The organism is Shewanella sp. 11B5 (assembly GCF_002836795.1).
GTDB lineage: Bacteria > Pseudomonadota > Gammaproteobacteria > Enterobacterales > Shewanellaceae > Shewanella > Shewanella frigidimarina.
In genome coordinates this window covers 1-9,817 of the sequence record NZ_PJAP01000232.1, presented here as the reverse complement: position 1 = coordinate 9,817, position 9,817 = coordinate 1, and the positions used below count along the sequence as shown (strand labels likewise).

Sequence of the window (9,817 nt, the reverse complement as noted above, 5' to 3'; positions counted from 1 at the left end):
GGTTGGACTAAATATAAACTGTCCTTGACTGAGCAAGGGCTTTTTAAGCACCTGTAAATAGCGTAGTTGAACAAATTGACCACGAGTATCTAGTTGTAGATTCAGTTGCTGCGCTAGCGCGCTGAGGACTTCTGTGCTGGCTGGTTGAGTATACAACGCCTGAATATCTGCCAATTGCGCTTGAGTAAGCGGTTCATTATTACTTGCTGGTGGATATTCGCTCGCCGAGGTGGCCGCAATACACAGGCAACACAGCATAATGATGCTGCTTACTCGCGCCCATATGCTAGTAAATACGCTCAAAAGCACTCTGCTGCGTGCACTCATTACACTTGGCTCGCATCGAGTAATGGGCGAATTTTTTGTTGAAATACCTCAGGGGTAACAAAGCATAATTCTTGGGTAGCAATCTCAACTGCAGCTTGAATGGTATAGCCCTTGGTGATGCGTGCGTTGGTGTCGACATCAACAATTTGATAGTTAATGCGTAAGCGGTTTTCCCATTCAACAATGGCGGCGACAACCTTGATTTTTTGGTCAAAGGTGCTGCTTTTAACGTACTTAATTTGCACATCCACAATCGGCCAAGCGTAGCCAGATTCGAGCATAGTGCGATAGTTATAACCGAGCTTATCCAGTAATTGGCACCGCACAACCTCAAAGTAGCGTAAGTAATTACCGTGCCAAGTAATGCCCATCGAGTCGACATCGTGAAACGGGATCACCATTTCCATTTCTGTGAGTAATAAACCTTTCATTTAACACACCTCCCACAGGCCTAGTTGAATTTTGTCGACTGTTTGGCGTAGTACTGATTCTAATGGACGGTCTTCGGTAAGCAGTTCAAAATCTTCACTGACTTGAGCCAATGTGGTGGCAAGTGATGGTGTTAGTGAATTTGGATCTAACTCTTTCTGTATCACCCGTAGTTGAATGCCTTGGCTCATGGCCAATAATGCGGCGGCAGCCACTTGCTCTGTCAGTTGCAATATCCGCATGCAATCGCGGGCGGCAATGGTGCCCATGCTCACTTTGTCTTGATTGTGGCATTCCGTTGAGCGAGAAAACACACTGGCAGGCATGGTGTTTTTTAATGCTTCAGCAGTCCAAGCCGAAACACCGATTTGTACTGCTTTAAAACCATGGTTAATGGCACGACGTTCGCCTTCTGCGGCAGATAAATTAGCCGGTAAACCATTGTTGAATTTAGGGTCCATGACTAAGGCCATTTGACGATCAATTAAGTCGGCGATATTGGCCACCGCATTTTTCATCGCATCCATGGCAAAGGCAATGTGGCCGCCATAAAAGTGACCGCCATGGAGGATATGTTCGCCCTCGGCATCGACAATCGGGTTGTCGTTAGCGCTATTGAGTTCGGTTTCAATAAACTGACGCATAAAAGGTAAAGCATCTTGCAGTACGCCAATGATGTGCGGTGCACAGCGAATGGAATAGCGGTCTTGTAAGCGGTCAGAATTACGTGGATGCGCATGATGATTTAAGTCTTCGCGGATCCAACTGGCAATTTGGTTTTGTCCTGGATGGGGTTTGGCGGCAAACAAAATTTCATCAAAATGATTTGCGTTGCCTTTAAGCGTTAACGATGCCATGGCAGTAATACGGCTTGATAAACGAGTTAAGTACTGCGATCTGTCATAGGCTAAACAGGCGAGTGCTGTCATCACCGCGGTGCCATTCATTAACGCGAGGCCTTCTTTAGGGCGCAGGGTTAATGGCATCATGCCGAATTTCAGATAAACATCTTTGGTCGCTTGGCGTTTACCTTGGTATATCACCTCACGTTCGCCAACAAGTACTGCGGCAAGATAAGATAGCGGGGTTAAATCGCCGCTGGCGCCAACCGAACCTTCTTGAGGAATTACCGGGGTAATATCATTATTGAGTAGCCATTCAATGCGCTGCAGCAGCAGATAACTGACACCTGACTTACCCACAGCCAATGAGTTTAAGCGGCAAGCCATAATCGCGCGGGCTTGCATTGGGCTAAATACATCACCTAAACCACAACCATGAAAACGGGTTAAATGCAGTGGCAATTCGTGGACTAAGTCTAAGCTGACATTGACGGTACAAGAGTCGCCGTAACCTGTGGTGACGCCATATACTACGCCTTCTTCATGCAGCAAACTGTCGATGAAACGGGCGCCTTTTTGAATATATTCAACATAGTCTGCAGCATCCGCTAGTTTGACCGTTGCGCCTTTGGCGACTGCGACCACTTGTTCAAGGCTCAGGTAGCTTTGGCCTAAATGCACCGTTTTTTCGGCAGATGATGACGGTGAAGAAGTGTTGCTCATTGAATTAGTTATCCTGACTAGGTGAAGTGGTGCTGTTAGCGGGTGCAGTATTTGTATTTGACGCAGCACTTGTATTAAGTGCACTACCAGTATTAGGTGCACTACTAGTATTAGGTGCTGTAACCGTATTGACAGCAGTAGCGGGGCGCGACAGTGGACGATCAATCAATTCGTCTTTATGCCAAAAATCGTAAAAATTAAACCACTGCAATGGTGCCTGTTTGGCAAAGTACTCTAAGCGCTGACTGTACAATTTCATTGCATCAGTTAAGCGTGCAATGCGCCCCGCCCGCGGGCCTTTTAAGCTATCGCTTAAGTGTTCAACATGTACTTTATAGCGGCCTTGTTGGCGAATGCAGAACATGGTGTATACCGGACAATTTAACAAGCTTGCAAGAATAAATGGTCCTTGGGGAAACGGCGCTTCATGACCGAGAAAGGGTAGGTAAACCACCCGACCTTGGCTGTTTGATGAGGTGCGGTCGGCTGCAATAACCACTATTTCGCCCATATCAATTTTTTGCTGTAACAGCATAGAAGTACTGGGATCAAGTTCATTAACATGAATAAGGTTCAGACTACTTTGTGGGTTCAGCTGTTGTAATACTTTGTTAAAGTTTTCGGCGTGTTGAGTCAATACCATAACGTTGACTTTTACTTTCTGCTGGTGGATTGAAATCGCACGACATAACTCTAAATTACCTAAATGTGACACAATCAGTACAGCTCCTCGACCAGAAGCCACTTGGTTTGCCAGAATATGACGATCGTTAAAATCGACTTGATTGAGTTTGATGCGGTCGCACCAGGCATCGATCCTATCCAGAGCTGCATTACCAAAATTAATAAAGTGATTTAAGCTGTCGCGCCACTGGGTGGGTTGATGTAAATCTGGATGATCTGGAACTTGTTGCTGCACTCGGGCTAGAAAATTCATCGACGCTTGACGAGCTGAAGCACCGGTTAGAAAAAAGTAACCAATCACCGGATACATAATCGCTCTGCATAACCAGTGGCCACCTAAGCGATAACATTCAGCCAGTAATTTTATGCCCCAATAACCGCCACGCTCTCCCATTGATGACCAATGTTGATGCGGACTGTTTTTATTCAGAATTTGTGGCAAACGAGTCAACATACCAAAAAATAATGTAGTGTGCATCCAGCTAATGCGCACATTGTCTTGCAAGCCTTGAAAGTGGCTAATACCGTCTTCTGGGTAGATTACTTTGGTCGGCACATGAACCACTGGAGTACCTTGCCAGTGCAGTTTGACCATGATTTCAATATCAAAGTCCATCCGCTCACCCAGTGCTTGCTGGCTTAATAACTGTTCGGTAGCCTCTAATGGATACACCCGAAAACCACACATAGAATCTTGAATGTCGAGACTTAAGGTTTCAACCCATACCCAAAAATGGGTGATGTAACGTCCGTATAAACGTCCTTTAGGCACCGAGTCATCATAAATGGGTTGGCCAGAGATCAATGCCTGTGGCTGTTGTTCTGCAGTCGATATCATTAACGGAATATCGTCTAAATTATGTTGTCCATCAGCATCAACCTGTAATACATGGCTAAAACCATCGCGGTATGCTTGGCGTAGGCCGCTGGTTACTGCCGCGCCTTTACCGCGATTAAACGGATGGTTAATGAGCGTTACCCAGCTAAATTTATCTGCCATGGCTTGTAAAATATAACGGGTTTCATCCTGGCTACCATCATCAACCAAATAACAAGGCAGATTGAATTTTGCCAAGTCAGTTAAGGTTTGTTCAATGGCAATATGATGATTGTAATTGGGAATAACCAAGGCTAGCTTCATGAGGCAATCTCATTGGCAATCGGCGCAGGAGTGACTACTGCAGGCTTAAGCGCAATACGGCCAGAGGCAAACCGTTTATCTTGATCTCGATAACTAAAGATCAGTTTTGCTTTTTGAGGTTGATGTTCAATGATCAAATCAACATAGGTATCGGGCAAAATGAGTTGCTGGAATTTAAGCACTTCTAATGTGGCCACTTGGGCTGAATAACCAAATGCCTCACAGCCAAGTTTAACCGCCCAATCCAATTGGGTGACACCTGGTAATACGGCTTGCTGAGGAAAATGGCCATCGAAAAAGGCTAAATCTGCACTGACAAATAAACGCCATTGATAGAGATTATTATCGCCTTCATGGCTAACAATATGCGGTAATTCTGACTTAATCATGACTAAATAAGGCTACAATTTCTGATTGAGTACGCTTGCCTTGGCTATTGAGTGGCAAGTGTGCAGGATAACGCCAGCGTCGTGGTAGGGTGATACGTTCAAACTGGCTCAATAAATGGTTTTTTAAGGCATTATTAACCGCTAATTTTCCTTCCGCTTTGAGTGTTTGCTGGCCTAATTCACTTAAACAGACTGCAGCACCTAGCATGGTGCGCGGTTGCTCTAAAACTGTGACGGCCGCTTCGCTGACAAAAGGATGAGTTTGCAGTAAATGCTCCACTTGCGCTAACGACAAGCGTTTTTCTTCAATTTTGACAATGCGATCAAGGCGATGCAATAAACGGAACTGGCCATCTGTTAACAATTCAATTTTGTCATCACATTTTAACCATTGAGTTGGATTGTCTAAATAAACAGATTGCAGCATCAGCGCACCATCTTGCGGGTCCATATCGACATTCACTTGGGTAAATGCTTGCCATGGTTGCATGGGTTGCTGTTGGCGTCGATATCCAATACCGCCGGTTTCAGTGCTGCCAAATATTTCAATGGGCAACTGATTAAAGCATTGTTTAACCGCTTGGGCGGCATCAAAATTTAACGGACCACCAGAGCTGAAAATTAAGCTTGGGATACGTTGTTGTTTTTGATTTTCTAGAGCATCAGGCAAGCGGGTCAATTGAGCTGGACTACTGATTAAACACAAATTTGGCATAATGGCCAAGTAGTAGCTTAAGGTTTCAGGAAAGTCGATTTGTTCACTTAAGAATGCTCGGCTCGCGGCTAAAGGCCACAAAATTTTAAACAATAAACCATAAATATGCTGATGTGAAACTGTCGATACCACTGAACAATGAGGCAAATGTTCGGCAAATGTTTGCTCAAGAATACTGACTTCGGCATCTAATTGTTGCAGTGTTTTTTTGATTGCTTTGGGCTGACCGCTACTGCCGGAGGTGAATAGTACTAATTCACCTAATAGCTTGGTTTTAGGCCAAGTTGCAGCGGGCAAACTGAGTTCTTTTTTGAGCGCGATATACTCACGCACTTCACATAATGGCGTGTCGGCAATAATGGCATCAAATTCATGGTTGAGCTCGCTCAAGGTGCCTCGTTGGGTGTTGGCAGGCAATATCACTTGTTTACCGGCTAACAAGGCTGCACATAAACCAGCGGCAAATAAATCACTGTGCTTGGCTGCAAGCAGCCAACGCTGAGCATCACTTTGAATCAGCTGAGCATGTAAGTGGGCCACTTGCGCGCAAAACAACGATCCCGTCATGATGTCATGATGGTCAAAGCTGATTAGCTGCTGCGAGGCAGGCCCTGTAGATAACCAATTGAGTAAAAGCTTATTCATGTTTTTTCAACCAAAAGCGACGATAAATCCATTCACCACTGAGCAGCAACCCCATAAACAGGTAGGCGATCAGTCCGTTGTAAAGCGTCCATATTTCAATACTTGTTGCTATGGCGGTATAGGTTGCCACAGCACCATTTACAATAAATAACCCACACCAAAGTTTAGTGACGGTTTGTAAGTAAGGTATAGCGGAGTCTGGTAAATCAGGCTCTTTTAAGCGTGCTAAGCGCTCAATCATGCTTGGACCATTAATCAGTGAGTAACTGAATAACCCCAACATGCTCAGGTTTATCACCACCGGATAAAACAGTAACCAGTCGTTACGTTGAGTAATGAAACTGGCCGCGGTCAATCCTATGCCCACCAGTATTGGCAATGTCATGGATTTTACTTGCTGCTTAGTGACCATAAACCGTAGCAATAATAACAAACACAGCAGCAAAGCGATTGTGCCAGGTGGTAAATACTGCAAACCAAAGTACACCGCAACAGGATAAGCAATAATCACCAAGGTCGTCATAATCTGCAGGATTAACCGCATTAGCTTTTTATTAAGCCTTCAATGGAATTAACGACATCATTGACTGTACGGACGGTTTTAAATGCCTCTGGCTGGATTTTTTTACCCGTCAGTTGTTGCAATTTAATCACCAAATCTACCGCATCAATGCTGTCTAAATCCAGATCTTCATACAAAGAAGCTTCAAGCGTGATATCAGCTGCTTCTATTTCAAATTCATCAATTAAAATGCCACTTAGCATCTCAAGGATTTGTTCACGATTTTGCATGCTGACTCCTAAACACGTTGAGATTCAATAAAGCTAGCTAAGCTAGCAACACTGAAAAAGTGTGCTTTAGTCGCATCAGAATTGGCTTCAATTTTGACATCAAACTCTTTCTTAATTGCCAAGCCTAATTCAAGTGCGTCGATCGAGTCTAAGCCCAGACCGTCGCCAAATAAGGCCGCATCGGTTTCGATATCATCGACAGTGACATCTTCGAGATCTAAGCAATCAATGATCAGTTGTTTTATTTGATTGTGTAAGTTCATTTTTTTGTCTTTCTTATAAGTATGGCTATCAATGTGACTTGATAGGCTGTTTAAGTGTATCAAGGTAAAACTGCTGTAAGTCGCGCGTTAGCTGTCGAGCCATTTTGGCTTCATTACCTCGTTTAGCATCATACAGCAGGTATGACATGCTTGTGCCAATTTCTACTGACATATTGATGGTTTGCCGTGGAATTTGGTACCAAGATTGTTGCTTAGTTAAGCCTGCAACATCAGTACGTAACACCACGGGTAAAATATCGGTTTGGGTGCGCAAGGCAATATTGGCCGCGCCACGCGCAAAGGGGTTAACAATATTACCGGTTAAAGTACGGGTACCCTCGGGGAAAATAATCAAATTAGTATCGGTACGCAGCACTTGCTGGCAGTCATGTAAAAGCCAGTCTGCGCCGCGATTAGGGATATAACCTGCACTGGCGAGTACGCCGCGAATAAACGGATTACGCCATAAGCTTTGTTTTACAATACAGCCCGCATTCGGCATAAGACTAATCAATACCACCACGTCCACTAATGTCGGATGATTAGCGATGACCACTTTTCCTTTAGTTTGCTGTAGTGCCTCAATATTTTTGGTGCTCACAGCTATTACTCCAGCAAAACTGAGCATGGCAACAAATGCTTTAAACATCCAACTGACGGCTTTTTGGGCCCGAGCTACGCGCACTGTTTTCTCGCCAGGCCAAAATCGTAATAGCGGTAAAATAGTCAATGAACTCAACAAGCCGCCTAAACCAAAAGCAATATAACAACACACACCCCCAACCCAGCGAGGTATATAACGTAAACCGCTGAGTTTTGGCGCTGTGGCTTTTTTTTGCACAATAGCGTCAGTATGCTGTCTTGTATGGTGTTGATTAGGCATGATGTTCAAGCGACCAATACCAATGGCACAATTTACCTTGGATATGTTTTGCACTGGCAATATGGTGTATTAACTCGCTCATGCAGATGTTGTTTTGACTGTGATGCTCGGGCGGATGATCGGACACGCTAAGGGTCATTCGCTGAGCCGAATCGTGTTGTAAAGTGGTGTCTGCAAACTGATTTTTGGCTTGTGGGGCACTGCTATTAAATGGTGCTAGGTACAAACCTAACGCCAAAGGTAGTTCGACTTCGTGAGTAAACTCACTGTATACCGGTGGAACCGGGTCATCACCAAATACAACCAATACAGGTTGTGGCGATTGCGCTAATTGCGCGTAGGCTTCAATAAGTGCCTGAGTGAGAGTTTGTTCACCAGCGGCAATCGATGTAGACGAAGCGGTATTGTTATTAACAATACCGAAAATGCCACTGGCAGTATTGTGCACTGATTGACTAAAAGCCATTGGCGATAACGCTTGTTGTTGGGTGATATCTTTGAGTAAGCCCAAGGTGCGCGTGAGCTCTCCATGGCGAGATGAAAAAATACTGCGGCAATTATTATCAGGTTGGCATTGGTAGGCGGCCGTGAGCATCATTTTAGTTAAGCGACTAAAGCGACGGCGTTGCATGGCAGGAATGTGAGCCAATGGCGGTGAGTCTGGCTTAGGCGCCAAATTGCCATTAGGCTGTTGCCATTGTAGCCAACTTTCAGGTGTCTGAAAGTCCGGCGACCATGCGCCCCATGATAGAAGTTCAAATTCTAAATGCACTACATTCCCTCTATAATTGCCTAGCTATCCTTATCTAATTGTTAACAATTATCATCTACATAATGACGATTCGTTAACCTTGCCAATTGTACACCGAAGTGAATGTCGATAAGAAGCCGTGTGGACGAAAAAGCCTAATAGCTGAGGGTTAATTCAACAAAGTGACTATTAAATAAAAAAGCGCGACGGTAAACGTCGCGCTGATTGCTGTTAGCTTAATAAAATAGCTTTACCGTTTGATGTAAAGCTTATTTGTTCGCAAAGCTTTGCTGCAATTTTTTGACAGCTTCTTTAATTTTTCGAGTGTTGTCTGGCCCCATACGGATCAACAACTTTTGGGCATTAGGTAATGCTTCAAGGTTAGGATCGACATATTTATAGTTAACACTGATTGACGATAACTCAATAGGGTCTTCAATAATGGGCGCGCTAGCAACCATGCTAAAAGCCTGTTGCATACGCTTATCAAAATCAATATCACTGTAACCAAGTTCAGTAAAGGCTTCGGCAAATAGTGGTTTTAACTCAGTGTAAGTCGCGACTAAATCTTTATCGCTCAAGCCTGCTATAAAATTGGCATACAAATCATATCGATGATAACCATCTGGATTAAGATATGTTTTGTTGGTTATTTCACTCACGGTAAATTGCGTGTCAGGGCCTTTTAACGGGCTAGCTTTACGCACAATATCGCCTTGGGCTAGGTTATCGACAAACACCACAAATTGGCGGGCAATGTCTTTTTTCAAGATCATCGGCGCTATTTTCATACCGTTGGCTATAGCTAATGTTTTTGCTTCAACAAAATCATCAGACTCAGCTAATGCAGGAAGTGGTTCTGCAACTACAGCTTCCGTAGCTGTCTCGGATTCGCCAGTGGGGACTACATCATCTGTTGTGGTAACATTTTGCGGTTCTTCAATAGGCGTTTGCTCTATTGGCGTCTCTGGAACTGACTCTGGCAGCTCAACTGGAGTGATAACAACTGGTTCAAATTCTTCAGCGTCATCACTGGTAAAATAGAAATAACTGCTTGCGCCTAAGAGGGCTATTACCGCGATAGCGATTAATAACATGTTAGACCCTGGTTTTTCAGCGGCTTGTGGGGTAATTCGGTCTTCTTCATTAACTTGCATTTCAATTCCTTGGGGTTATTGCTAATCGATACTAATATCTTGGTGGAGTCGAAAAATTCTGCTATATCCATTCTGC

At 44.2% G+C, this 9,817-nt stretch carries 11 protein-coding genes and 1 pseudogene; all 12 read right to left on the bottom strand.

Annotated features, from left to right (window positions below; all coding sequences use genetic code 11):
• Positions 1-258: pseudogene (locus tag CXF78_RS02535) on the bottom strand (outer membrane lipoprotein carrier protein LolA); the annotation flags it as partial.
• Between the two features lie 68 nt (positions 259-326).
• Positions 327-758 carry an acyl-CoA thioesterase gene (locus tag CXF78_RS02530; RefSeq protein WP_102035875.1) on the bottom strand — a complete coding sequence of 144 codons (432 nt, stop codon included), beginning with the start codon at positions 756-758 and terminating at the stop codon, positions 327-329.
• Entirely contained in the window at positions 759-2,321 is a 1,563-nt protein-coding gene (hutH, locus tag CXF78_RS02525) for an HAL/PAL/TAL family ammonia-lyase (RefSeq protein ID WP_102035874.1), read from the bottom strand.
• Positions 2,322-2,325: 4 nt separating this feature from the next.
• Positions 2,326-4,146, bottom strand: coding sequence for a glycosyltransferase family 2 protein (locus CXF78_RS02520; RefSeq protein ID WP_102035873.1), 1,821 nt, complete (start codon positions 4,144-4,146; stop codon positions 2,326-2,328).
• Positions 4,143-4,535, bottom strand: a complete 393-nt coding sequence (locus CXF78_RS02515; RefSeq protein ID WP_059745812.1) for an ApeI family dehydratase — start codon at positions 4,533-4,535, stop codon at positions 4,143-4,145. The genes CXF78_RS02520 and CXF78_RS02515 overlap by 4 nt, the downstream gene beginning before the upstream one ends.
• Entirely contained in the window at positions 4,528-5,895 is a 1,368-nt protein-coding gene (locus CXF78_RS02510; RefSeq protein WP_102035872.1) for an AMP-binding protein, read from the bottom strand. Before CXF78_RS02510 ends, CXF78_RS02515 begins: the two co-directional genes overlap by 8 nt.
• On the bottom strand, positions 5,888-6,439 hold the full coding sequence (locus CXF78_RS02505; protein ID WP_102035871.1) for a COG4648 family protein: 552 nt from the start codon (positions 6,437-6,439) through the stop codon (positions 5,888-5,890). The genes CXF78_RS02510 and CXF78_RS02505 overlap by 8 nt, the downstream gene beginning before the upstream one ends.
• Positions 6,439-6,687, bottom strand: a complete 249-nt coding sequence (locus CXF78_RS02500) for an acyl carrier protein (RefSeq protein ID WP_102035870.1) — start codon at positions 6,685-6,687, stop codon at positions 6,439-6,441. Before CXF78_RS02500 ends, CXF78_RS02505 begins: the two co-directional genes overlap by 1 nt.
• Positions 6,688-6,695: 8 nt before the next feature.
• The gene (locus tag CXF78_RS02495) at positions 6,696-6,950 is read right to left on the bottom strand and encodes a phosphopantetheine-binding protein (RefSeq protein WP_011635842.1); all 255 of its coding nucleotides are present in this window, start codon (positions 6,948-6,950) and stop codon (positions 6,696-6,698) included.
• 28 nt (positions 6,951-6,978) lie between these two features.
• Positions 6,979-7,833, bottom strand: a complete 855-nt coding sequence (locus CXF78_RS02490) for a lysophospholipid acyltransferase family protein (protein WP_102035869.1) — start codon at positions 7,831-7,833, stop codon at positions 6,979-6,981.
• On the bottom strand, positions 7,826-8,605 hold the full coding sequence (locus CXF78_RS02485) for a beta-ketoacyl synthase chain length factor (protein WP_102035868.1): 780 nt from the start codon (positions 8,603-8,605) through the stop codon (positions 7,826-7,828). Before CXF78_RS02485 ends, CXF78_RS02490 begins: the two co-directional genes overlap by 8 nt.
• A gap of 248 nt (positions 8,606-8,853) precedes the next feature.
• A complete protein-coding gene (locus CXF78_RS02480; protein WP_011635845.1) occupies positions 8,854-9,741 on the bottom strand; it encodes a DUF3014 domain-containing protein in 888 nt (295 codons plus the stop codon).
• Positions 9,742-9,817: the final 76 nt, after the last annotated feature.

What these genes read in the sequence shown, in the direction of transcription:
- CXF78_RS02530 (WP_102035875.1), bottom strand. Translation starts at nt 758, where the DNA reads ATGAAAGGTTTATTACTCACAGAAATGGAAATGGTGATCCCGTTTCAC.
- hutH (WP_102035874.1), bottom strand. Translation starts at nt 2,321, where the DNA reads ATGAGCAACACTTCTTCACCGTCATCATCTGCCGAAAAAACGGTGCAT.
- CXF78_RS02520 (WP_102035873.1), bottom strand. Translation starts at nt 4,146, where the DNA reads ATGAAGCTAGCCTTGGTTATTCCCAATTACAATCATCATATTGCCATT.
- CXF78_RS02515 (WP_059745812.1), bottom strand. Translation starts at nt 4,535, where the DNA reads ATGATTAAGTCAGAATTACCGCATATTGTTAGCCATGAAGGCGATAAT.
- CXF78_RS02510 (WP_102035872.1), bottom strand. Translation starts at nt 5,895, where the DNA reads ATGAATAAGCTTTTACTCAATTGGTTATCTACAGGGCCTGCCTCGCAG.
- CXF78_RS02505 (WP_102035871.1), bottom strand. Translation starts at nt 6,439, where the DNA reads ATGCGGTTAATCCTGCAGATTATGACGACCTTGGTGATTATTGCTTAT.
- CXF78_RS02500 (WP_102035870.1), bottom strand. Translation starts at nt 6,687, where the DNA reads ATGCAAAATCGTGAACAAATCCTTGAGATGCTAAGTGGCATTTTAATT.
- CXF78_RS02495 (WP_011635842.1), bottom strand. Translation starts at nt 6,950, where the DNA reads ATGAACTTACACAATCAAATAAAACAACTGATCATTGATTGCTTAGAT.
- CXF78_RS02490 (WP_102035869.1), bottom strand. Translation starts at nt 7,833, where the DNA reads ATGCCTAATCAACACCATACAAGACAGCATACTGACGCTATTGTGCAA.
- CXF78_RS02480 (WP_011635845.1), bottom strand. Translation starts at nt 9,741, where the DNA reads ATGCAAGTTAATGAAGAAGACCGAATTACCCCACAAGCCGCTGAAAAA.